The organism is Chitinophaga sp. GbtcB8 (genome assembly GCF_019091455.1).
Taxonomy (GTDB): Bacteria; Bacteroidota; Bacteroidia; order Chitinophagales; family Chitinophagaceae; genus Chitinophaga.
Genome location: NZ_JAGXJN010000492.1, coordinates 1 through 232 on the forward strand (window position 1 = coordinate 1; position 232 = coordinate 232).

Consider the following 232-nt stretch of genomic DNA (forward strand, 5'->3'; position numbering starts at 1 on the left):
CGGTAAGCAGGGTGGGGGGCAAACTGCTGCAGCGCCTCCGGCGGCCAGATGCCAAAATATTCTCCCCGCTTAAAACGTGCGTTGTGCAGGTAATTAATACTTTTATTGGTGTTCATTTTTACCAGGTAGGCTTTGCGGTGGGGAACATCCTCCCCCGCCATTCCCATCCTTTCCAGGAAGGGGTCCTGCACCAGGTCCTCCGCTGCTCCCACTTTGCCCAGCATGTAAGAGG

General features: G+C 55.6%; 1 pseudogene. It reads right to left on the minus strand.

Features of this window, described 5'->3' with window-relative positions:
* Positions 1–232, minus strand: a pseudogene (locus KVT36_RS32385) (hypothetical protein); the annotation flags it as partial.